22 protein-coding genes, 1 tRNA gene and 2 pseudogenes are annotated in these 22,422 nt (G+C 58.0%); 8 read left to right on the forward strand and 17 right to left on the reverse strand.

All coding sequences use genetic code 11. The annotated features are described in order from the left end of the window. Nucleotides 1-58: 58 nt before the first annotated feature. Both obgE and SIB58_RS00570 read left to right on the forward strand, forming a co-directional pair. The gene (gene obgE, locus SIB58_RS00565; protein ID WP_066910774.1) at nucleotides 59-1,048 is read left to right on the forward strand and encodes a GTPase ObgE; all 990 of its coding nucleotides are present in this window, start codon (nucleotides 59-61) and stop codon (nucleotides 1,046-1,048) included. Nucleotides 1,049-1,150: 102 nt separating this feature from the next. Next, entirely contained in the window at nucleotides 1,151-1,333 is a 183-nt protein-coding gene (locus SIB58_RS00570; protein WP_066910771.1) for a hypothetical protein, read from the forward strand. Between the two features lie 104 nt (nucleotides 1,334-1,437). Here the strand turns inward: SIB58_RS00570 and SIB58_RS00575 are convergent, their stop codons facing one another. Then, nucleotides 1,438-1,656: a CP12 domain-containing protein gene (locus SIB58_RS00575; protein ID WP_066910768.1), complete on the reverse strand. Its 219-nt coding sequence runs from the start codon at nucleotides 1,654-1,656 to the stop codon at nucleotides 1,438-1,440. A 157-nt stretch (nucleotides 1,657-1,813) separates the two neighbouring features. On the opposite strand from SIB58_RS00575, the gene SIB58_RS00580 reads away from it, so the two are divergent. Then, a complete protein-coding gene (locus SIB58_RS00580; protein WP_067327030.1) occupies nucleotides 1,814-2,311 on the forward strand; it encodes a hypothetical protein in 498 nt (165 codons plus the stop codon). Here SIB58_RS00580 and SIB58_RS00585 read toward each other — a convergent pair. From SIB58_RS00585 to SIB58_RS00600, 4 genes and pseudogenes are all read right to left on the reverse strand, one after another. After that, nucleotides 2,292-3,710, reverse strand: a complete 1,419-nt coding sequence (locus tag SIB58_RS00585; protein ID WP_414494873.1) for an ABC-F family ATP-binding cassette domain-containing protein — start codon at nucleotides 3,708-3,710, stop codon at nucleotides 2,292-2,294. The two genes, SIB58_RS00580 and SIB58_RS00585, sit on opposite strands and share 20 nt — an antisense overlap. Next, nucleotides 3,708-4,142, reverse strand: a pseudogene (locus SIB58_RS00590) (ATP-binding cassette domain-containing protein); the annotation flags it as partial. The pseudogene SIB58_RS00590 and the gene SIB58_RS00585, both read right to left, overlap by 3 nt. Nucleotides 4,143-4,204: 62 nt before the next feature. Then, nucleotides 4,205-4,843, reverse strand: coding sequence for a DUF2301 domain-containing membrane protein (locus SIB58_RS00595; protein ID WP_066910759.1), 639 nt, complete (start codon nucleotides 4,841-4,843; stop codon nucleotides 4,205-4,207). Next, a complete protein-coding gene (locus tag SIB58_RS00600) occupies nucleotides 4,840-5,829 on the reverse strand; it encodes a glutathione S-transferase C-terminal domain-containing protein (protein ID WP_066910756.1) in 990 nt (329 codons plus the stop codon). Before SIB58_RS00600 ends, SIB58_RS00595 begins: the two co-directional genes overlap by 4 nt. Nucleotides 5,830-5,884: 55 nt before the next feature. Here SIB58_RS00600 and SIB58_RS00605 point away from each other — a divergent pair, with 55 nt between their 5' ends. Then, nucleotides 5,885-6,832: an aspartoacylase gene (locus SIB58_RS00605; RefSeq protein ID WP_066910905.1), complete on the forward strand. Its 948-nt coding sequence runs from the start codon at nucleotides 5,885-5,887 to the stop codon at nucleotides 6,830-6,832. On the opposite strand, the gene SIB58_RS00610 is transcribed toward SIB58_RS00605, so the two are convergent. From SIB58_RS00610 to SIB58_RS00625, 4 genes are all read right to left on the reverse strand, one after another. Further along, nucleotides 6,811-7,179 carry a hypothetical protein gene (locus SIB58_RS00610; RefSeq protein WP_066910754.1) on the reverse strand — a complete coding sequence of 123 codons (369 nt, stop codon included), beginning with the start codon at nucleotides 7,177-7,179 and terminating at the stop codon, nucleotides 6,811-6,813. The genes SIB58_RS00605 and SIB58_RS00610 overlap by 22 nt on opposite strands. An 81-nt stretch (nucleotides 7,180-7,260) precedes the next feature. After that, entirely contained in the window at nucleotides 7,261-7,620 is a 360-nt protein-coding gene (locus SIB58_RS00615) for a hypothetical protein (RefSeq protein WP_231884204.1), read from the reverse strand. Nucleotides 7,621-7,731: 111 nt separating this feature from the next. Continuing rightward, nucleotides 7,732-8,085, reverse strand: a complete 354-nt coding sequence (locus SIB58_RS00620; RefSeq protein ID WP_067327027.1) for a hypothetical protein — start codon at nucleotides 8,083-8,085, stop codon at nucleotides 7,732-7,734. Nucleotides 8,086-8,121: 36 nt separating this feature from the next. Continuing rightward, nucleotides 8,122-8,280, reverse strand: coding sequence for a hypothetical protein (locus SIB58_RS00625; protein WP_156486753.1), 159 nt, complete (start codon nucleotides 8,278-8,280; stop codon nucleotides 8,122-8,124). Between the two features lie 194 nt (nucleotides 8,281-8,474). Between SIB58_RS00625 and psbA the strand changes: the two genes are divergently transcribed. Next, complete coding sequence (gene psbA / locus SIB58_RS00630) at nucleotides 8,475-9,554, forward strand: photosystem II q(b) protein (RefSeq protein ID WP_066904623.1); 1,080 nt, start codon at nucleotides 8,475-8,477, stop codon at nucleotides 9,552-9,554. Nucleotides 9,555-9,656: 102 nt separating this feature from the next. Here the strand turns inward: psbA and SIB58_RS00635 are convergent, their stop codons facing one another. Next, nucleotides 9,657-10,712, reverse strand: a complete 1,056-nt coding sequence (locus tag SIB58_RS00635) for a metallophosphoesterase family protein (protein ID WP_067327679.1) — start codon at nucleotides 10,710-10,712, stop codon at nucleotides 9,657-9,659. A 121-nt stretch (nucleotides 10,713-10,833) separates the two neighbouring features. Then, nucleotides 10,834-11,931 carry a DUF389 domain-containing protein gene (locus SIB58_RS00640; RefSeq protein WP_414494690.1) on the reverse strand — a complete coding sequence of 366 codons (1,098 nt, stop codon included), beginning with the start codon at nucleotides 11,929-11,931 and terminating at the stop codon, nucleotides 10,834-10,836. Nucleotides 11,932-14,480: 2,549 nt separating this feature from the next. Between SIB58_RS00640 and SIB58_RS00645 the strand changes: the two genes are divergently transcribed. Next, a complete protein-coding gene (locus SIB58_RS00645; protein ID WP_067327685.1) occupies nucleotides 14,481-14,747 on the forward strand; it encodes a hypothetical protein in 267 nt (88 codons plus the stop codon). 168 nt (nucleotides 14,748-14,915) lie between these two features. Next, a complete protein-coding gene (locus tag SIB58_RS00650) occupies nucleotides 14,916-15,074 on the forward strand; it encodes a DUF1651 domain-containing protein (protein ID WP_156486834.1) in 159 nt (52 codons plus the stop codon). A 215-nt stretch (nucleotides 15,075-15,289) separates the two neighbouring features. Here SIB58_RS00650 and SIB58_RS00655 read toward each other — a convergent pair whose 3' ends face one another. Both SIB58_RS00655 and SIB58_RS00660 read right to left on the reverse strand, forming a co-directional pair. Next, a complete protein-coding gene (locus tag SIB58_RS00655) occupies nucleotides 15,290-15,616 on the reverse strand; it encodes a hypothetical protein (protein ID WP_156486835.1) in 327 nt (108 codons plus the stop codon). A 161-nt stretch (nucleotides 15,617-15,777) separates the two neighbouring features. Further along, nucleotides 15,778-15,850: transfer RNA gene (locus SIB58_RS00660), tRNA-Thr, on the reverse strand. 82 nt (nucleotides 15,851-15,932) lie between these two features. Between SIB58_RS00660 and SIB58_RS00665 the strand changes: the two genes are divergently transcribed. After that, a complete protein-coding gene (locus tag SIB58_RS00665) occupies nucleotides 15,933-16,154 on the forward strand; it encodes a DUF3493 domain-containing protein (RefSeq protein ID WP_074162624.1) in 222 nt (73 codons plus the stop codon). 504 nt (nucleotides 16,155-16,658) lie between these two features. On the opposite strand, the pseudogene SIB58_RS00670 reads toward SIB58_RS00665, so the two are convergent. The 4 genes and pseudogenes from SIB58_RS00670 to nusA form a co-directional block, all read right to left on the reverse strand. Continuing rightward, nucleotides 16,659-17,222 (reverse strand): annotated as a pseudogene (locus tag SIB58_RS00670) (low-complexity tail membrane protein); the annotation flags it as partial. Then, nucleotides 17,222-20,608, reverse strand: coding sequence for a translation initiation factor IF-2 (gene infB / locus SIB58_RS00675; RefSeq protein WP_414494691.1), 3,387 nt, complete (start codon nucleotides 20,606-20,608; stop codon nucleotides 17,222-17,224). The pseudogene SIB58_RS00670 and the gene infB, both read right to left, overlap by 1 nt. 62 nt (nucleotides 20,609-20,670) lie before the next feature. Beyond that, nucleotides 20,671-20,952, reverse strand: coding sequence for a YlxR family protein (locus SIB58_RS00680; RefSeq protein WP_074162604.1), 282 nt, complete (start codon nucleotides 20,950-20,952; stop codon nucleotides 20,671-20,673). Then, the gene (nusA, locus tag SIB58_RS00685; RefSeq protein WP_067326933.1) at nucleotides 20,949-22,412 is read right to left on the reverse strand and encodes a transcription termination factor NusA; all 1,464 of its coding nucleotides are present in this window, start codon (nucleotides 22,410-22,412) and stop codon (nucleotides 20,949-20,951) included. Before nusA ends, SIB58_RS00680 begins: the two co-directional genes overlap by 4 nt. Nucleotides 22,413-22,422: the final 10 nt, after the last annotated feature.

A 22,422-nucleotide genomic window follows, 5' to 3' on the forward strand; every position in this document is an offset into this window, starting at 1 on the left:
TCAATCTCCCGTGCTCCGCGATCCTAGGGTTGGTAACTGGTCCCGATCGAAGCTTTTCGTGCAGTTCATCGACCAGGCGCGCATCACTGTCCGTGGCGGCCGTGGCGGTGATGGCATCGTGGCCTTCCGTCGTGAAAAGTATGTCCCAGCCGGTGGTCCCTCAGGAGGTGATGGGGGGCATGGATCCCACGTGATTCTGGAGGCTGACTCGAATCTCCAGACGTTGCTGGATTTCAAGTACAAGCGATTGTTTGCTGGAACTGACGGTCGCCGTGGCGGTCCCAATCGCTGTACCGGTGCATCAGGCCAGCCTCTGGTCATTCACGTTCCCTGCGGCACGGAGGTGCGACATCTCACCACGGGAATCCTCATGGGCGATTTGACCGCGCCAGGGGAACAGCTCATGGTGGCGTTCGGAGGCCGCGGCGGCCTGGGAAACGCCCACTATCTGAGCAACCGCAACCGTGCGCCTGAAAAGTGCACCGAGGGACGTGACGGAGAGGAGTGGCCTCTCCAGCTCGAATTGAAGCTGCTTGCAGAGGTCGGAATCATCGGTCTGCCCAACGCAGGCAAAAGCACCCTCATCAGCGTCTTGTCCGCAGCCCGTCCCAAGATCGCCGACTATCCCTTCACCACGCTAGTGCCGAACCTCGGTGTGGTGCGCCGTCCGAGCGGTGACGGCACGGTCTTCGCCGATATCCCTGGCCTGATTGCCGGTGCTGCCCAGGGTGCCGGACTCGGGCACGATTTTCTTCGCCATATCGAGCGCACCCGTCTGCTGATTCACGTAGTGGATGGAGGCGCGGATGATCCTCTGGGTGATCTGCAAGTGGTGGAGAAAGAGCTCGAGGCTTATGGCCATGGCCTGGTCGATCGCCAGCGCTTGCTTGTCGTCAACAAGCTTGAGCTTCTGGATGAGTCGCGTCGTGACGCATTGGTGGCCGCTCTGGAACGAGTGAGTGGTCGGACTCCACTGTTGATTTCAGCGGCGATGGGCCAAGGACTCAAAGAGCTGTTGAATCAGGTCTGGATGGAGCTTGGCGTCTGAGCCTTGGGGTTAGCCATTTATCGCGAAACATGTTGGCGATCGCATCAGGACTTGTGCGTTGCGCTTGGCATGGCGATAACAGGAGCAATGAGAGAACGTCCGATGACTTTCTTCACTTGTTTCGACTCCCAGGGCCAGTTGATCGCCCGCTGTCAAACGCCCGAGCAAATCGAGGCCCTGCGCCGCCGCGGACGTCCGATTGCCGGTGTGCATGCGATGAAGCCCGAAGAGGCCGTGGTCTGCAGCCTCACAGGCAGCCCTGCTGATTTCAACGAAGACCAGTGAGTAAGGCAGCACGGCTGATCGTGCAGAGCACTTGATCGTGGTGTCGCAATAAAAAGCGGGGATGCTTCCCCGCTTTTTATTGCGCTCATGTTGTTGAAAATGTCTCAGTCGTCATAAACCCGGCATTCATCGGCTTCAGGGTTGTTTTCGCAATAGAGCTCAATGGGAGTTGGATCGTGGCTGTCGCCTGGATGCTCCTTCTTGTACTCCTGCAGGGACTCAAGCTCCTCGCTGAAGTGGCGAACCTTGGCATCGTTGCCTTCGGCTTTGGCAGCTTCGAGTTCGCTCTGATCCTTCTTGATGTGTTCGTCGATGGATTTCATGGAGTCGTTGGCGTGTCCCAACCAATGTCGACGCACACACCATACGGCTGTTGCGCTGTGCTGCCAGTCGCCAGAGATGCGACCTCGTTTCCGTATCAACACTCATGACCTGGTCGAGTGACCTCGGCTACCAGCAAAGAAGACAGGGTTCGTGGTCATGGTGCGAATCAGGCAACGACAGGGGCGCCACTTCATGGATGAAGAGGGACGCATGTTCTGGATCAATGGTCCGGAGAATTTCTGCTACCTCTCAGAACAGCGACAGTGGCGCTGCGGTCTGAGTTTTCAGGAGGTTCTTGACTGGAAGCAATGTGCGCCTTCAGGGCTGGTGAGTCAGCGCTTTGGCTCACTACAGGCCGCCTGCGAGGCCTTCGAGCACAACCAGGTTTTCTGGTCTCATGATCTTTATCTGCGTCGGATGGGTGATCAGATGGCCCTGCATCGCTCAGCGGACGATTACAGACCCACTGTCATGAAGCTTGCCGAAGCTGCTGGTCGAGTCGTGAAACCAGCTCCCTGGAGTGGTCGCCCCTCCACCTCACTGAGCTGTCCTGTTTCCCTGGTGAATGCCAACACGGGTCTTGTTGGTGACGCTAGCGAGGACCTGGCGCATCCACGTCGCCGCCGGCGTTCTCTCAGGGAACCAGTTCACTGAGTTCCAGCCAGCGTTCCTCACTGGTTTCGAGCGCTTCCAGCAGGCTGGCCAGATCCTGGCTGAGGTCTGTGAGGTCTCCCTGGCCGTTGGAGATGGCCTGCTCCAGGTCTGCTTTGCGTTGCTCCATCTGAGGCAGTTCACGTTCAATTGCTTCCAGTTCCCGCGATTCCTTGAAACTGCGCCGACGTGGGCCCTGGTTCTGGTTGTTCGGGGGCTGATCCTGGCTGGTTTGAACACTGTTGGAGCGGTTGCGATTGCTCTCAGCCGCAGCAGTCCTTTCCTTGTCCCGGCGATGGTCGAGAAAAGCGCTGTAGTTGCCTTCAAAGCGCTGGAGACGTCCTTCCTCGAAGCAGAACAGACGATCCACAGTTCGATCCAGGAAGTAGCGGTCGTGAGAAACCACAACCACGCAGCCTCGGAAGTCTTCGAGCAGGTCCTCCAGCACACTCAGCGTTTGAACATCGAGATCATTGGTGGGTTCATCCAGCAGCAAGACGTTGGGAGCCTGGATCAGCATCCGACACAGACTCAGCCGGCGTCGCTCTCCTCCTGACAACTTGCTGAGCGGGCTGTGCTGTTGAGCGGGCGGAAACAGAAAGCGCTCCAGTAGCTGGGAGGCACTCAGCTGTTCCCCTCCCAGGTCAATCCGAGATGCGGCCTCCTCGACGAATTCGATCACCTTGCGTTCCAGACCACGTCCCTCGCTGAGTGCATCGGTGTGCTGATCGAGATAACCGAGATGCACCGTTTCCCCAAGACGCAGGCTGCCAGCGGTGGCCTGCCGCCGGCCGGCGATCAGGTCAAGCAGGGTGGATTTGCCGCTGCCGTTGGGGCCGATGATGCCAACCCGGTCTTCCGGACTGAAGCTGTAGCTGAAATCCTTCAGCAGCACGGGCCCGTCGGCCTGGCCATCCGCGGTGACCATGAGATCCTCCGCTTCAATGGCGAGCTTGCCGATCCGACGGCTGACACTGCTCATCTCCAGCTGGCTGCGATTGGTTTTCAAGGGCGCCGCCCGCATCGCCTCGATGCGCTGGATGCGTGCTTTCTGCTTGGTGCTCCTTGCCTTAGGGCCCTGGCGCAACCAAGCCAGTTCCCGTCGCATCACGCTTTTAAATCGGGCTGCTTCCGCGGCTTCTGTGACTTCCTGGTCCGCTTTTCGTTGCAGATAGGCGCTGTAATTCCCCTCAATGCTGGAGGCTTGTCCTCGCTCCACCTCCACAATTCGGCGAGTCACACGGTCGAGCACATAGCGGTCGTGGGTGACCAGAACCACAGCTCCCGGGTAGCGATCCAACCAGCTCTGCAGCCATTCCACAGCCGCTGCATCCAAGTGGTTCGTCGGCTCATCGAGCAGCAGCACATCAGGGCTGGCAACCAGCGCTGAAGCAAGCCCCACCCGTTTGCGATACCCCCCAGACAAATCCTCCACGGGGCGGTGAAGGTCGCTGATTCCCAAACGCTGAAGCACTTCCTGGCACTGTTGCTCGAGCCCCCAGGCGCCCTCTTCATCCATGCGCTCACTGAGAGCCCCGAGTTCCCGCATCAGCGTTGTGTCGTCTGGAGACTGGGCGACCGCTTCAGACACCGCGCTGAAACGCAGCAGCAGCTCGCGCTTTTCCCCACAGCCGGCCAGCACCTGTTCGAGCACGGTGAGCCCTGGCTCCACCGTGCTGTCCTGACCGACCAGCTCAATTCGCAGACGGGAGGAGCAGCGCCGCTCTCCCCCCCCAAGCGGTTCCTTCCCTGACAGCACACGCAGCAGGGTTGATTTGCCCGCTCCATTCGGTCCGATCAGTCCAACCCTGTCACCTTCACGAATGTGCAGAGTGAGGTTCTCGAACAGGGTTCGGATTCCGAAATCCTTGGAGGCCTCAACCAGGCTGATCAGACTCACGGGCCTGCGACCTCGCGCTGCGCGTCCAGATAAGCAAACACGCTCTTGTCTCCCACATCGGCTGCTGCCTGCATGCCGAATTTCCGAACGGCAAGCACCACCAGCAGCAATCCCGCGAACAGCAGCAGAAACCAGCAGGGGCCGTTGCCAATCAGCCCCAGTAACCGTCCAAGGAGTGCAACGGGAAGCAGCAGGGTGAGGCCGATGGCCTCCGGTCGCCGGAAGCAGAAGAACTCCTTGAAGCCGATGCCGGTGAGAGCTGCAAACATCGGCCCAACGGCAAGAATCCACAGCGGCTGACTCGCCAGTGTGTCGAGAGTTGCATTGACTGATCCCTGAAGCATCAGCACCAGCCATCCAAGACAGCCGAACAGCCAGAACAGCTGCAGTGCCCGATGCAGCGGACGCAGGTAGATATGAATCCAATGGAGTGCCAGTCCAAGGCTGCCGCAAAGGGGCAGAAGCCACAGCCATGCCCACTCACCGCCAGCCAGCCACCACTGCAGCAGGCCTGCGCTCAGCGATGCTCCGCTGATCAGCAGGCAGATCCTGTAGCGCTGCACTTCCACCCTGTCTGTCGAGGTGATGGTGAAAGATCCATATATTCCGTCGAACTGGGGATCGGCGGTAGTCATGGCAAGGGAATGGTGCTGTTCACCAGTGTGCTCAGCTTTGGGCCATCTGGAACGATTCCGCCTGGATTCAGGGGAAACAGAGCGCCGAAGTAGTCATGGCGCCAGGCAGCGGCATCGCAGGTGGCCTCCACTCCTGGTAACGCCAGGAACCGTTGCCGCCATTTCCACAGTTCCGGCAGCATCCACAGCGGGCTGGCGCTGCATCCGAACAGGGGGGAATAAACCGTTTCCCAGCGGATCAGGGTCGGGAAAAGGCGCACATCGGCAAGGGTGAGGGTGGCTCCGCAGAGCCACGGACCTTCCTGCCTGAGGCTTCGTTCCAGCTCTTGGAGAGCATCGGCCATGGCGGCACTTGACCTGTTGTAAGCCGATTGGTTCCGCGCAAAGCCGCAGCGGTAAACCCCGTCGTTCACTGCTGGCTGTAAAAGCTGCTGCCAGCTTTCAATCCGTGCCTGCAGGCTGGCAGGAGCCAGATCGGGTGCTTCAGCTCCGGCAGGCCACTGATTCAACGCCAATGTCAGTGGTGTGCTGTCGTTGCCGAGAAGATGTGGTTTGTGCTGTTCGTCTCGACCAGGGTCCACCAGCACCGGCACTGTCGCCCGCAAACTGGGTTCAGCCCCGCAGCAGCGATACAGCTCCAGCAGGCTGGAGCATCCCAGCCAGCTGGGATCCAGCCGCCATCGTCCTTCCTCGTGGTCGGCCTCTGCGGTCATCACCTCGAGCGTGCTCTCAAGACCACGCAGTTTCACCATCAGCCAGGTGCGGTGTGCCCATGGACAGCTCCGGCCGATCAGCAGCCGCGGTCGACGAGCGGGCTCACGCCGCTGCAGATCATCAGTCTCGGGAACCGATGTTGACATCGGTGCGCTGTCCGGTCTCTTGTAGTTGCCTTGGCCATCCGCTGGCCCCAGCCCTGTCATCAGGCGTTGCCACTGCCACTGCCAGCCCTTTCGCACACTGCGAACGATCAGCGGAGGAATCGACATCACAGTTCCGTTTCAAGGCATTGTCCTTCAGGCTGTGAATGAGTGCAGTGACCTGATGACAAGCCCCCGAGTGCTGGTGGTGGCAGGTACCCATGGCAATGAAGTCAATGCCCCCTGGCTTCTGGAGCAATGGAGCTCTCAAAATGAGCTGATCGATTCGTTTGGATGTTGCGTTCAAACGGTGATCGGAAATCCCGACGCTCGTGCTCAGGGTCGGCGTTATCTCGATCGCGATCTCAATCGTTCTTTCCGTCCCGATCTCCTGCAGCGGAGCGAGACCCAACCCGAATGCAGTGATCATGAAATGCTCAGGGCTCTGGAGCTGTTGCGCAAGTTCGGGCCTGAAGGACAAAGACCCTGTGATCTGGTGGTTGACCTGCACAGCACCACAGCGGCGATGGGCAACTGCCTGGTGGTGTATGGCCGCAGGCCAGCTGATCTGGCCCTGGCCGCGCTGGTCCAGTCATCGCTGGGGTTGCAGGTTTATCTGCATGAAGCCGATGCCGCTCAGCAGGGTTTCATGGTGGAGCGCTGGCCCTGTGGGCTTGTGATTGAGGTGGGGCCCGTGCCTCAGGGCGTTCGCCGGCATGACATCGTCCAGCAGACGCGGCTGGCGCTTCAGGCGGTGTTTGAGGCCATTGCTGATGTCGTTTCTGGCAAAGCCAGCTATCCACGCCAGCTTTTGCTTCACCGTCACCTCAAAAGCCTTGATCTGCCTCGACAGGCCTCAGGTGATGTTGCAGCCTTGATACATCCGCAGCTTCAGGACCGCGATTGGATTCCCCTGCTCTGCGGTGATCCGCTGTTTGTTTCGGCTCAGGGAACAACCATCGCTTACGAGGGGCCGGACGGAGCCGTCCCTCTGTTTATCAACGAAGCGGCTTACGCGGAAAAGGCCATTGCACTCAGCCTCACGAGCCGTGAACAGTGGCCCCTGTCCCAAAGCTGGACAGAGGCCCTTGCCATGCTGCTGAACGGGAATCAGCGCGGAGAACCGTTGTAGATGATGCTGAGGACACTGCGACCGTCGGGAGCGATCTGAATTTCGGTTTCCGTGGTGGCATCACTGCCGTCTTCAGGCCATCCAGGGTCGCCACCCAGGAATCTGAAGGTGTATCCGCTTGGGGAATCATCCACAAGACAGTCTCCGCCGCCCGAGCTGGTCTGGAACATGCAAGGTTGGGGGCGATAGACGCTGAGCCCACCGTTTTCGGTCACAGCTGTGTTGCGGGCCAGGTTCAGTGCACGCACCTGGGAGGCTGGAACGGGTGCCTGAGCCATCACTGGGGCGCCAGCAAAAGCGCCCGTTCCAGCGATCACAGCCAGGGCGGTTAAAAAGGAGAGATTCATGACCTTTGGGAAGACTCCTCTATCGGAGACAGAGCACCAGCGTCTGTCAACTAATCCGTTGTGGTCTGTTGACCAGTGGGTTCATGGGATCGGACCGTTGTAGGGAACAGCCAGGATTCTCTCTCCATTGAGTGAGACGAGAACTCTTGTTTCAAGAGTGGGATTTGGGGGCGATTGCTTCTCCCAGCCTGGTGGACCGCCTCGGAAACGGAACAGAAAACCCTGGTCCGATTTGGAGATCAGGCAAGAACTTGCCCCTGTTTCATACATGCAGGCAGCGGCCCGGTAAGAGCCAAGGCCGCCGTTCAAGGATTCCGCTTTCATCCTTGCCAGGTTTGCAGCCTTGGGCTGTGCGAGTGGCAGGGAGGGTGCTGCTTCGATTGCACCGATGCCTCCCAGGGTGAGGGCAAGCCCGACGGCCGCTTTCAGCATTCGGTTCATGGGTTTCTTTGATGGGCCAACAGCCTGATGCCCATGCTCAGTGAATGGTGTTTCTCGAAACTGCAAACGCATGTCTTGTTGTGACTGTTGATCCACTCCTGCTGAACAGGCTCATCCACAGGCCCAGGTGCCCTGTTCGAGCGTGCAGGGAAGACTGCTCACCTTGCCGTTTTCCCAGTAGATCCTCAGCCGGTCGTCGGCGGTGCCGCTGCGGAATGTGATTGATTTGACCGGTCCTGGCGGGACTCGCTCTCCACTGTCGTCACTGCCAGGCATTCCCTTGTTCACCCGTTGTTCAAGCTGGTCTAGGCGGCTTTTCAGCTCACTGATCTGTGCGTCGCGACTGATGTCTGTTGAAGGCTGAGTGTCGGAGTTCTTCTGACAGGCACTGAAGAGCACAGCTGCCATCACGGCGCTCAAAGCGGTGGCCAGCGATCGAACGGCGGGGGCTGAAGACGGGTGCATGACCGCAGCGGTTGTTGATGGTTCCAGTGTGGGTGTTCAGCCAGTTTCGACCAGACGTTCACTCCAATAAACAACCGCACCCTGCGCCTCCAGTTCATGTCGCCTGTGGCGCGCATCCTTGGTGGGCACGGTTGCCTCCAGACGCTGTCCTGCGATCAACCAACGAATCAGGACCACGAGTGTCTCCTGAGACACAACCTGAGAATCTTAAGCGATCCTTTAGGGGGTCTCCCTTTGGCCTGGACCGCGCCTGAGCGAGGTCTCAATGGTTCTTCACGACAGCTTCATAAAGCAGCCGACATCTTGCGCAATGTTGCTTTACAATCACGGATGGCAGGGCTTCCTGCCCTTCCGTAACCGTCTCCTCGGAGACCTTCTTTCCCGTTCTCATGACCACCACCATTCAGCAGCGCTCCGGCGCTAATGGCTGGCAGCAGTTCTGCGAGTGGGTCACCTCCACCAACAACCGCCTTTATGTGGGCTGGTTCGGTGTGCTGATGATCCCCACCCTGCTGGCTGCCACCACCTGCTTCATCGTTGCGTTCATCGCAGCACCCCCCGTCGACATCGACGGCATCCGTGAGCCCGTCGCCGGCTCCCTGATCTACGGCAACAACATCATCTCCGGTGCTGTTGTGCCCTCCTCGAACGCCATCGGCCTTCACTTCTATCCCATCTGGGAAGCTGCTTCTCTCGACGAGTGGCTGTACAACGGCGGTCCCTACCAGCTGGTTGTCTTCCACTTCCTGATCGGCATCTTCTGCTACATGGGTCGCGAGTGGGAACTCTCCTACCGCCTCGGCATGCGTCCCTGGATCTGCGTTGCTTACAGCGCACCTGTGGCTGCTGCCTCCGCCGTGTTCCTGGTGTACCCCTTCGGTCAGGGTTCCTTCTCTGACGGCATGCCCCTGGGCATCTCCGGCACCTTCAACTTCATGTTGGTGTTCCAGGCCGAGCACAACATCCTGATGCACCCCTTCCACATGCTTGGTGTGGCTGGCGTCTTCGGTGGTTCACTGTTCTCCGCCATGCACGGTTCACTGGTGACCTCCTCCTTGGTTCGCGAAACCACTGAGAACGATTCACTGAACTACGGCTACAAGTTCGGCCAAGAGGAAGAGACCTACAACATCGTGGCTGCCCACGGTTACTTCGGTCGCCTGATCTTCCAATACGCCTCCTTCAACAACAGCCGTAGCCTGCACTTCTTCCTGGCTGCCTGGCCCGTTGTCGGCATCTGGTTCACCGCCCTGGGCGTGTCAACCATGGCCTTCAACCTGAACGGTTTCAACTTCAACCAGTCCATCCTTGATGGTCAGGGCCGCGTCCTGAACACCTGGGCTGATGTGCTGAACCGCGCCAACCTCGGCATGGAAGTGATGCACGAGCGCAATGCTCACAACTTCCCCCTCGACCTGGCTGCTGCTGAGTCCACTCCTGTGGCTCTGCAAGCTCCCGCCATCGGCTGAGGCTGAAGTCTCCAAGAGATTCGGCTTTAGCTGAATCGGAAAGCCCCCTCTCACGAGGGGGCTTTTTGCTGGCTTGCTGTGAGATCAGTGACCGGCAATCAGTCACCCCCGCTGCCATTGAAGGCTTCTGCGGCGAGCTTCTGCAAAACCAGCAACATTCACCTGGGCTGGAAGGCGATCGCTGGACATGGGCTGCATGGTGGTGAGATCAATGGTTGTTTCATTGATCAACTCAGAGGCTCGAGACCACTCAAGAAGCGTCAGAGATGGTGGTGCAATCACACCGCTACCAATGATCCGGCGGGGTCCGCTTCCCATCGCTCCAAGACTCAACAGCCGCAGACCCATTGATTCAGATGGGTACCAGGCGTGGTGATGACCTGAGATCACCAGATCAACGCCACCGCTTCTCAGCAGGAGGGCCAGCTCCCGCGGATTGGCGATACATTCCCCAGCGCGAGCCCGTCCTTCGCTGAAGGCTGTTAGCGGGAGGTGCCCCATGACCAGGCACAGGTCATCAGGCTGGCGATGGGGTGAGGTCAGTGCTGACTCGATCCATTGGCGTTGTGAGGAATCCACGTTGGCGGAAGAGGCGTCGATGACGACGACAAACAGTCCGGGACGTCTCCAGACGTACTGAAAGGGAAATCGTTCGTTCTCAATGAACCTGGATTGCAGATTCACGCGATGCTTTCCCCAGAACAGATCAGCCTGCTGGCGCTCACGCCCGTAGATCCAGCGTCCTTGATGCTGTTGACTCGATCCGTCGTGATTGCCGATGGCCGGGAGTATGGGAATTCCTGCCTTTTGAAGCGGTGCTTGAACCGATTGTTCAAAACCAGCCCACATCGCCTTCAGCTGGGAGTTCGTCAAAGCCCTTTTCTGGCCAGCCACCATGTCTCCTGCGCAGAGCACCAGGTCGGGTTGTTGCTGCATCAGCAACTTCACTCCGCGCTGAACGGAGCTGCCGTAGGTCGTACTTCCGTAGGAGCCGTTCAGGTCGCTGATCAAGCCCAGTTTCAAGCTGTCAACGTTCTGAGCAGAGGCTTGGCCCACAGGGTGAGATCCGGTCTTTCGGAGCAGGTCATCAAGAACGCTGCCTGAAACCGCTGCGCCAGCGATCAGCCGTAGAAATGCGCGACGTCCGGTCTGCCTCATCCGCCGAGTTTATGGCCGGAATCCATGCATGGATGGCATCAGCTCCAGGATGATTTCCTGACCATTGAGTTCTGAATTCCATTCAAGAACCAAACAAGATCAGTACGAATCAACAAAACTGTCATCGTTCATCCAAAGCATCGCCGGATTCCTGCGGCAGAGCTTTGTTCTGGGGTTCGCCAGTCTCTGCCTTGTTGTTTTGAGAAGGTTGTTCAATCTCAGTCTCCTTGGATTCCTGCTCTGAAGGGATCACTTTTTTCGGACCAACCACGTCTACAGCTGTGCGTTGAACAACAAGCTGGTAATTGCTCTGAAGAAGTTTATTGATCTCCTCCTGTACCAAGGTCACCTGCTTGTAGCTGGGAAGGTCGGGATCTGTTACACGAACAATGACCCGAATAATTCCCTCTTCTTTGTTCTTGCCATGTTTGGTTGGTCTCCAGTCAATATCAACCCTTTCCACATCCACTTTTTCCGGATCGCTGAAGGTCAGAGTTTCATTAACAAGAAATTTACGAACTGTTTGTTCCACCATGGATCGCCGGTTTTCGCGATTGGCTTGATTCAGTAATCCTATGAAGCTGCCTCCCAGTGGAATCAGCAACAGGCCTGTCAGTGTGAAGCTGGCCACGCTGAGTTGACTTCGGAGCAGCTTTTGGCGGAATTCGGAGTCTTGCCAGGCCATCAGTACCAAGCCGCCTGTGAGAATGCCCAGCAGGTTGGTGGCGAAAAGTAATCCAGCTCCGGAGGCCTCACCCCAGTTCTGGTGTGACAGCAACAGTCCCATCACGCAGACAGGAGGTACCAGGGCCACCGCGATTGCCGTTCCCGCCAGCGAACTCACGGCATCGTCCCGCAACTTGGCGTAGGTCGCCAAACCTCCTGCCACGAGTGCGATCCCCAGATCGAGCAGGTTGGGCTCTGTTCTGGTCAGAACCTCTGTACCGAACCGTGGCAAGCCAGCCACAGAACCCAGCAGAAAGGAGAGCAGCGTAGTGCTCAAGACGCCTGCCAGCAGTGTTCGCAGTGATCGTCCCAGCAGTCGTACTTCGCCCAGCAGGATGGCGAACGCTGCGGCTCGTAGGGGCATGATCCAGGGAGCCACCACCATGGCGCCGATCACGACTGCAGTGCTGTTGGCGAGCAGCCCAAGGGTGGAGATCAGGCTTGCTCCAACGCTGAGCACGATGAACACCTCATCCAAGGTGGCATCGCGCATGTGACTGCGATGCAGTTGCCTGATTTTGCGGCTGGATAAGCTGCCCTGTTCCATGAACTCGTCAATGGTGCGTGCAGTCTGATTGTTAGTGCTCAACTTGTTGAGGGTCTGGTGACGCAAAGACTGCCGATCTAAGAATTGACCAACTGTTCTGAGCCCTCCAACTGTTCATTGACTGCGTTCTATGCATCAAAACCTGAAGCAATGCATCAATGAATGGAATGACTTTGGTGCTGTTGATCGTTCTTTGAGTTTTTGGTCTGGATCGTAGACAGGTGGCGCTCGTTCGCCAGCTCAAGACTTACGGCGCCGACAGTGAGGTCAACCAGGATCATGGACATTCGTATGCGCCACGACCAATTTCCAAATTATTAAAGGTTTGATTGCTGTTGCAATGACGGAAATCAGCAGTCCTTCCATTAAGTTATGGAGCCGACTTCCGCGCGATGCCTCCCTCTGACTTGTCTTCTTTGGAGTGGGAAGAGGACGGCGAAATGTCAGCTCAAGACACCTGGGATCTTGTGACTCGCCTGGCGAAATTGGAGGAGCAGGAAAAAGCCTCGAGCTTGCTCCACCTGTCTTCCAAGCACAGCCATTCCAAAAACAAGAAGCCTTAATTGCTGGGTTGATTAGAGCTTGCAATTGAAAACTAAGTTTCCATATGTTTGACCATATTACTTAATACATAATTGTAGTTGTTGCCGTATTTGTATTGGTGTTGTTTTGAATCTCTGCTTCGATCTTCGGTTCGCCCCGTTCTGGGATAAACTTTTGTTGAATGCAAGGATTTTGAAGCAAGCCAATGGATGATTCGTTGAATCTTCATTGGCTGAATATAAATTTCAATTGAAAGTTGATTTTGCTGAGATCTTTTCTTTCAGGCTGGCATGTGGATCAATGTGCGTTCACGTCTGAGGACTTCTTCCCTGAAGAGTTGGGTTTTGCTTGAATCACAAACGGAATTATGCCGATCTCCACAGGTCTCGATCAGTTTTGATGTTGTCTGTGTTGAGCTCGGCTGTTCTACGAAGTTGTGGACAGAATTTATTTGGGGCGCTTTGTGAGATCTCCGAAATCGTCATCGTTGGGTTGCATGAATTGCCAGACGACTGGCACAGTGAATACCACCACAAGTCCAATAGTGGCCCAAATCGCAACGGTGTAATCGCCCATACGGTTCCTTCTTTAAATGGTGACCATAACGGGAAAGCGTCTGAGAAGGACATCATCTGCAACCCATGCGACCCACCGATTCGGATGGGTTGCCTTGATGGCACTGAAATCCGCTGCCTCGTAGCAGTTGTCAGGCGATGCAGGCGCTTGTGCGGTCACGCTTCGCAGAGGCTTGCGGGAGTCTTGCGCAGCAGGCAGGGTTACGGTTTTCCCGGCACAAGTTGTTCGGTATTCACCTCAGCAGGACCAATTGGATCGATTAGGATAGAAACACGTTGGCTCCAAGAGGGGCGCAGTCCGATCTCAAACAGGCAACGGGGTTTGAGGCGCTGTAAGAAGTTCTCATGAACACTCTCGCAATGATCAAAGAAAAAGAGCTCAAAGCTCGTCGTCTCCATGACGCACAGCACTCTTTTGCTGCCTCGTCTGATGGATGTGATGTCACGTCGGCACGCCTGTCGCCCACCAAACTTGTGGATTGCGCAATCTGAGCTGAGTGATTACTCCTGTTAACGATGGCCCCGCGAATGCGGGGCTTTTTTTTGAGAAACTTGCCGAACTTTCAGGGGCTATGGACCCTCTGAGTGAGCCTCTTGATTGCCATCGCTTAGAACCCTGCGAAGCGAAGGCACACTTCCAGTGCTCCAAGTCCGAACAGGAAAGTGCCACCAAGAAACACCAATTCTTTTGGACTCTTGGCCATGGATCGGCGGGCAAAGCCCGGAAAAAACGTTGATCCAAATCTAAAGGAAACCTGAAGGCAGGGCATTTCGAAAGGTTGCCGTTTGAGCGCTCGCATGCCCCATGTTGCACAGCTTCATGAAATAGGCGTCATAAACCTGCTAATTCTTGGCGTCGCTTTACGCATCTAAATAGTTCTCAGAAGAAATAATCTCTGGTCACTGCGTCTTGGCCGGGGTTCCTGGCGGCAAGCTGACTGCTCAACGACTTTGAGGCTTTCAGGAAAGCTCTCTGATCGGTGCCTCTGCGCCAAGCCCCTTCTCTGCACAGAGCGGACGCATCCAGGTCGGATCTGCAGGAAGAGCAGACCGAAGAAAGCGAGAAGACAAGTCTTGTTTGCGTGGCAAAAAGGAGCGATGTATCAGTACGACACGCGCGTTCTCACCGATGGGCGTCTGATGGCTGACGACATAAGGCTGTTGTCGCTGCCGGCACCGATAAGTTTGAATCGCGGGCTGGTGGCTTCAGGCATGAACAACTAATTGCAGGAGTTACTTTGCCCAGCATCAGCAAGGTGGTTTCGTCATCGTTGCGTTATGCAAGGCTAGGGATGCCTACTGGTCAGCTATAAAGCGGGCCGTCGCTTTTCGGGTAGCAGAGTGGTAGACAATCAATTGATCAGGCATTCTCCAGGCATGAAGGTCATCGCCCTATTCCTGCTGGCTCTTGCCGTCAGCCTCCCTGCTCATGCAGACCCAGATCAACAGGCTCGAAAGAAAGCTCTCAGGGCGCTCTGCCCAATCGCATTGAAGGCAGGTGGGGGCTGGGGTGATGACAACCTCAATGCCGCTATTGCGACAATTGATTCCGGGCAAAACTGGCTAGACCCCGGGCAAATCTGGTCAAAAAACGCTTTGGCAACGGCCTACAAGCTTTGCAATTACGGCGGCTACATGCGTTGACCGAATGCTGAGCAGGCATTCTGAGTTTCACCTTGTACAGAGCTGATGAGCCGTACTTCACTGATCCCAATCAAAGACCGGCCATTGATGGACTTCCTTGTCCCGAAGAGTGGTCTGCATTTGCTTTTCCAGGTGCAGATGGGTTAGGTCTGCAGGACTAGGAACGACATGCCAACCGCACACGCGAAGTGGGTCGTCGTGGAGACAAGGCCATTACGCGGCAAGGGGCAGCCCTTCATCAGACGGATGCTCAGGCCCAACGCTATTGAGGCATGGGAGACCATGCAGAAGCCTGGCGGCTGGAAGCGTTGTCAGCCCAGGTGGTGACTTTGGCCCGGATAGGGGACTTGTCCCGGATCAATTCAAACGAGGCTTAGTCAGCCGAATACTCAAACGTGAAGCCAGCCTCCTGCCTGAGAGCAGTTGCTATTAAAGCTGCGCTATTAGCGCTTCAACCAGCAATCGCTGAAAACCTGGTGATTCGCTGAAATTGTCGCCTTCAGGCATCGGAATATTGAACCCCCGAGCAGCATCCCGATCGATCATCTCTTTAACCAGAGTTCGGGAATGTCAGTACCTGAACTAGGGCGGCAATGCCGAAGCTGCTTTGATCTGCGACGGGACAAGGTTGTCTCGGGGATACTGGGTAAGCGACTGGTCACTGTTGGACGTGTGGCCGTAGCGGGCTCAGTGGACCTGACGACCGCATCACACAGGTCGAAACCCTCACCTACCAACGTCTGTAATGCGGTGATCAGCTGAACTCTCTCAGGAACGGTGTCAGCGGCCCAGGCGATTGGCAGCATCTCGGTGTTGGCGGGGGTGCCTCCCTTGCCGGATCGAACGCTCGGGAAGACCTTGCACCTCATGTCTTGGACAGACGAGGCCTTAGGGCAGCTGCTGCACATTCTTGTGATCCATTGGGTCCTGGCAGTCATGAGAGTGAGAGCAAAGGCAAAAATGCGCCCAAAGAAAAACCCCAGTTACAGCGGAAAACTCCTGCCGTAAGTGGGTTTGAGTCTTAGTCTTAAGCCGATGACCTGACTTGAACAGGCGACCCACGCTTTACGAAAGCGTTGCTCTACCGGCTGAGCTACATCGGCGCCCCTAGGAAATTAACATTTGGGTTCACGCAAGCAGCTTTTGAGCGCTGAACCCGAGGGAGATCAGGGACTGGATCCTGCGATGCGGGAAAGGCTGCTGCGCGAATCACGTACTCCCTGGAGGGGGCTGCGCAGGTTGCTCTGGATCGCCCTGTTCGCTTCCGGTGGTCTCGGCCTCTTTGTGATGAGTTTCAGCATCAGTGCCGGTAACAGTGTTGTCGGCACTGACCTGGCCATCCAGGTCGGGGCTGTGGTGCTCTTCGGCGGGTTGCTCTGGTTCGATCGTGACCGCGGCGACGGCTGACTCTGCTTCTGATTGGCCCTTGGCCGAGCTGACTTCGTCTAACTCCGAGGTCTTTTCAGTCAAGTCCTCATCATCAGCTGTTGGTGCGGGTTGCGTTTGCGAGCTGGGTGCTGAATCGAGAGCAGATGGCTGAACTGATGGCTGATCAATTTCAGGCTCGCCACCTGCAACAGAGTTGTTGGCACTGCTCTGCACCTTCTGGTCGTCACTGCAAGGCTCTTCGAGCGGTTGTTGCACAGCATTGATCGCCTCGAAGTCAGACGATGCCACTGTGTCGTTGGCGTGCTCATCGTCTAAGGAGATGACCTCGACTGCCTTGTTGATCGCTACAGGCTCGTCTTCCTGAACGTCCTCATCACCATGGGTGTCAGCAGGTTCTGGTTGTGGATCAGGCGCTTGATCAGCAGCGGATTGGTGGACCTGGCCTGCACTGTTTTCAGAAACTTCCGTCCCAGGTTTTTGGCGAATCACATCGGTTTCCTCCCATTCCAGAGGCGGCAGTTGCAGAAGCCCTAGGCCAAAAGAAAGGTGGTTGCTCTGCAAGTCGGCTGGGTTGATTGGCGTGAGGTCTGCAAAAGTCTGATCGCTGCGGGTCAACAGCCAGATGGCCTGAACAAGCTGTTGCCATTGCCAAAGAATCAGAGCCAGCAATGGTGCCGCGATCAACAAAGCCGTAAGTCGGCTGGTGTCGATCGTGGGGGAGAACTCAACCACCAAGAGAGCTGAACGGTCGATCCACCAGAACATCGGCAGGAGCAGTGCAATGCCGATGATCAGAGCTGCTTTCAGACCAAATGGCTGCTGAATGGCACTGATGCGACGCTGATCAACAGTTCGCTTTGCTGCGGGGATGCGCACGAGGAGCAGTGAGGCCCAGTCGGGAGCCCTTCGCCAAAGCAGCACACCTGGCGTGACGACCGCGAGGCCCCAGATCAGCAGGCGTTCGAGAGCCGGGGCAGGGCCGAATGCAGGTCCGGCCAGCAGGAGCCTGATCAGCTCGAGCTCCAGTGGAATGACGGCAACTGCCATCAACTGAAGCCAGAGCAGTGGCTCTCGGCGGCTGATCATCAGGTGGTGAGCTTGCGGCGCTGAGTGACCATTTTGAAGGCTTCGATGCGATCACCTTCTTGCCAATTGGCAAAGCGATCGGTGCCTACACCACACTCGAAACCGGTGGCCACTTCCTTCACATCGTCTTTGTTGCGACGCAGTGAGTCGAGATCACCTGCATAGACAATTTCCTTGCCGCGATGGACCCGAACCTTGCAGTTGCGCTGAATCTTGCCGGTGGTGACATAGCAACCGGCAACAGCACTCTTGCCGATGGTGAAAACGGCGCGGACTTCAGCTTCACCCAGGGCTTCCTCGACCAGCTCAGGTTCGAGCAGACCTTCCATCGCCAACTGGATGTCTTCCAGCAGCTTGTAGATCACGTCGTAATCACGCACATCCACACTGTTGGCATCAGCCGCCTTTCTGGCACCTGAGGCCATCGAGGTGTTGAAGCCGATGATCACGGCTCCGGAAGCAGCCGCGAGGTCCACGTCGGTTTCGGTGACCTCGCCAGGTGCTGACAACAGAACCCTCACCTGGACTTCGTCCTTGGGCAGCTGCTCCAGAGAACCGAGGATGGCTTCGACAGAACCCTGGACGTCGGCCTTGAGGATGAGGTTGAGTTCCTTGAGCTCTCCCTCATTGGCCTGACCTGACATCGCGGTAAGCGAGACGCGGCGGGAGGCCATCTGCTGAGCTAGGCGGGTTGCTCGGGCGTCTGATGCTCGATCACCGACAACGGCACGTGCGGACTTCTCGTCTGCGTAGACCTCGAACTCGTCGCCGGCTGTGGGTACCTCGCTGAATCCGAGAGCTTCGACTGCGAAGGACGGGCCGGCTTCCTTCAGGCGCATTCCTGCATCGTCGACCATCGCCCGCACTTTTCCAAGGACAGGCCCAGCTGCCACGACATCGCCGGTTCGCAGGGTGCCGTTCTGGACAAGCAAGGTTGCCACTGGGCCTTTGGCCTTGTCCAGGTGCGCTTCGATCACGGTGCCGCGGGCCATGCGATCCGGGTTGGCCTGCAGGTCTTCCACTTCGGTGACCAGCAGCAGCATTTCCAGCAGCTTGTCGATGTTTTCTCCCTTGATGGCGCTCACAGGCACCATCACCACATCGCCGCCCCACTCCTCTGCAAGCAGGTTCTGTTCAGACAGCTCCTGCTTGACGCGATCAGGCGAGGCTCCTTCCTTGTCGATCTTGTTGATGGCCACCACGATCGGCACTTCTGCAGCGCGGGCGTGGCTGATGGCTTCCAGGGTTTGCGGGCGCACACCGTCGTCAGCTGCCACCACCAGAACCGCCACGTCAGTGACCTTGGTACCCCTCGCACGCATGGCCGTGAAGGCTTCGTGGCCAGGCGTATCGAGAAATGTGAGTTTACGCGCTGCGTTGTTGTGTTCGATCTCGACCTGGTATGCACCGATGTGTTGGGTGATTCCACCGGCTTCTCCGGCGGCAACCCGAGCTTTGCGGATTGCATCGAGAAGACTTGTTTTGCCGTGATCGACGTGACCCATCACGGTCACTACGGGTGGACGTCGGATCAGATGCTCACGGTCCGCCTCTTCGATCATTTCAACGGTCTTCTTGGCAGCCTCCTCCACGTCGTCCTGAAGGACCGGCACACCGAACTCTTCGGCCACCGTTTCGATCGTGGGCATGTCCAGGGTCTGGGTGACCGTGGCGATGATCCCCTTGAAGAAGAGGGATTTGATGATTTCCGAGCTCTCCACGCTGAGCATGTCGGCGAGCTCCTGCACCGTGAGATTGTCCTCCGGCACAACAATCATCTCCGGCCGCACCTGCTTGGCTTCACGAGCTGCACGAAGCTCCATGGCCCTGCGCCGCTGACGCTGGCGGGCGGTTTCCTTGCGCCGCTTGCGCATGGCCGCCACGGGTTTGGGTGTGGTCCTTTGCTGGGATTTGGGTTTGGCGGGACGAGCCAGGCTCGCCGACAACACCATGTTTTCCTGTTCACCGGCGAAACCACCGGTCTGTGCGGCCAGCGAATCATCGTTTTCGCCGATGATGTGAACCTTCTGGCGTTGCTTCTGGGGAGAGCGATTGCGCAGAGCTTCGAGCTTTGCGCTGTCATCCCAGTCGGGTCGTCCTGGACGTCGTTGTCCGCCAGGACCTGCTCCAGGACGGAAGCCTGGACGACGAGGTGCGGTTGCGGGAGAGGGTGTAGGCCGATTGACCGGCGGTGTGGCCTTGGGGCCATCAGCGCGGGGCGAGACAGGGGTGCCGTCTGGACGGCGCGGCGGTGGCACCGCCGGTCGACCTGTGGGCTTCTGCAGTTGCATGAGCTCACCGGGAGCAACCGGCTTGCGCATGCCGGGAGGCATTGCAGGTCGATTAGAGCCAGCTCCACTGCGAATCCCTGCTCCAGGCCGCCCTCCCTCTCCGCGGTTGCTGCTGCTGTCGCGACGGATCGGCTTGCCTACCAATTCAAGGGTGCTGCCGGGGCGTCCGGCCCCCTGGCGGCCAGATGGTGAACCCGGGCGAGAGGGTGCACCTGGCCGTTGTGCACCAGCTGGACGTTGTGGCGACCCAGCGCGCTGACCGCCAGGAGCACCAGGTCGGGGAGCCCCTGGTCTTTGGGGAGCACCAGTTCCAGGCCGCTTCGGCTGGGGACGACCCACCAGTTCCGGCTTGGCAGGTCTCTGCGGTGGTGGCACCGTTCGGTTCACCGGTGATTTGGGCTGGGGGCGTCCAGGTGGTGGTGGGGTCGGGCGCGCACCCCCTTCGCTTGGTGCCCGACGGATCGGTGCCGTATTGCGGGGTTTGGCTGCTGTTGTGGGTGAGGGCGCACTGGGTCTTGCCGGCGGCGAGGCAGGTCTGCTGGCGGTGCGATTCGGCCCCGGGGCAGCGGCTGGTCGAGGTGTCGGCTGCTGGGGTACCTGGGATTGGCGTTCAACCGGTTTCTGAGCAGGCTGCTTTTTGGGAGGCTCCTTGCGCACCAGCGTCTGTGGCGGTGCCACGGGTTTCGGTGCAGCGGTTTTCTGGGGTGCAGCAGCATGCTGTGCCGCAGGTTTTGCGGGAGCGGCTGGCCGTGCCGGCGGTCGCTGAGGCGTTGCGGCAGCGCGGATGGGTGCGGCTGGAGCAGGAGCCGGTTTCGGCTGTGCTGGCTTGACCGGCGCAGAAGCATCAACGCCGGCCGCCTTTTTCACCGAAAGGATTGACTTCCCTGGTGCGGGTTTCGAGGGAGCTGCAGTCGGGCGGGTCGCACCACCGCTGTTCAACATCGTGCGGATCTTGCCTGCCTCGACTTCGCTGATTGAGCTGCTGTGGCTTTTGGCCGCAATGGACAGCTTCTCAGCGGCATCCAGCACGTCTTTGTTGTCCAGGCCAAGGTCCTTGGACAGCTCATAGATTCTGACTTTGCCGCTGCTGGTCATTCAGGTCTCCGGTCGGTCCGGGCACGGGGTGCTCGGGGCACCACACAAGGTGGGGCCAATGTTCATCTTGCCTCAGCGGCTGATTCCTTGTGTGGTTTCAGTCGCTGTCTCAGCTCCTCAAGCGCGCTGTCGGGCACCTGGCATCGCAGGGCTTTATGCAGTCGTTTTCGGCGCTGTGCTTCCTCAAGACAGCTCTCCTTGCGACAGAGATAGGCCGATCGCCCTATGCCCTGATCAAGGAGAACCCCGTCCCGATGGTCGCGGATGACCCGCCAGAGGATGCTGCGATCAAACAGCTCTCGGCAGGCGACACACCGACGCAGGACAGGGCGTGAGATGTTCACCGGGCTCCTTCCTCGTTGGGATCACTGACAAGCTCTTCAGTCTCACCTTGTCCCTGGTCTGTGGCAGCTTCCGATTGCTCCAGTTCAGCGGGCTCTGATTCAGCTGACTCCTCGTAGACCTCGGCGTCTGACATCGCTTCTTCCGCTCCTTCGCCGTACTCCTCCTCGTCCTCGGGCAGGGGGTAGAGCTCACGCAGGCGGGCATCTTCTTCCGCTCTAGCGGCCTGCTCAGCAGCGAGTCGTTCCTCGGCTTCACGTTGCAGTGCCTCTTCCTGCTCGCGTTGAGTGATCAGTTCCGAGACAATGGCATCCTCTGCTGCCTGGTCGTATTCGCTCGAATTCTTGATGTCGATCTTCCAGCCGGTCAGGCGTGCGGCTAGCCGCACGTTCTGTCCCTCGCGGCCAATCGCCAGGCTCAACTGATCGGGTGGGACCAGCACATGGGCATGTTGTCCGACAGGGTCGACGAGCCGAACCACATCAACCCGTGCAGGGCTGAGCGAGTTGGCGATGTACTGGCCGGGATCCTGCGACCAGCGGATGACATCGATTTTCTCCCCGCGGAGTTCATTCACCACCTGCTGAATCCTGGAGCCGCGGGCGCCGATGCAGGCTCCGACAGGATCCACCTCGCGCTCGATGCTGTCCACCGCAACCTTGGTGCGGGGACCGACGGATCGTGAAGGGGGATTGGCTTCCCTTGCCACGGCAACGATGCGGACGGATCCTTCCTGGATTTCCGGCACCTCGTTTTCAAAGAGGTAGACCACAAGACCCGCATTGGCTCGGCTCACGAAAAGCTGAGGACCTCGCCTTGGAACCTCGCTGACCTCTTTGAGAAAGACTTTGAAGGTGGCATTGGCGCGATAGTTGTCGTTGGGCAGCTGATCGCGTCGTGGGAGCTCCGCTTCCACTTCAGGACGACCCAGTCCTGAACTCACAGCCATGATCACCGACTGGCGCTCGAAACGGATCACACGGGCCGTGAGAACTGGATCTTCAAGGTCGGCGAACTCCTCCTGAATCATCCGTCGTTGCTGGTCACGCAGCTTCTGGGCCAGCACCTGTTTGGTTGTGGCCGCAGCCATGCGGCCGAAATCCTCCTTCTCCGGCGTGACATCCAGGACCACCGTGTCGCCGGCCTGGGCATCTTCTGCCACCTGCATCACCTCAGCCAGCGCGATCTGGTGGTCTTCGCTCTCCACCTCCTCCACGATGATCTTGCTGGCGAGAACTCTGTAGCCCTCTTCCTCCAGATCCAAAGCAACGTCGAAATTGCTGAAGTATTCCTCGTCGAAAGGGTCTTCTCCAATTCCCAAATACAGGGTGCGGCGGTAGCGCTCATAGCCCTTGAGTAGTGCCTCTCTCAAAGCGGCTTCAACCACCTGAGGAGGAAGCTTTTTCTCCTCACTGATGTCATCGATCAGGTTGCTGAGACCGGGAAGGAGAACGAGTGCCATAGCGGTGATG

The sequence above is a fragment of the Synechococcus sp. MIT S9504 genome (genome assembly GCF_047497135.1).
Lineage (GTDB): Bacteria > Cyanobacteriota > Cyanobacteriia > PCC-6307 > Cyanobiaceae > Synechococcus_C.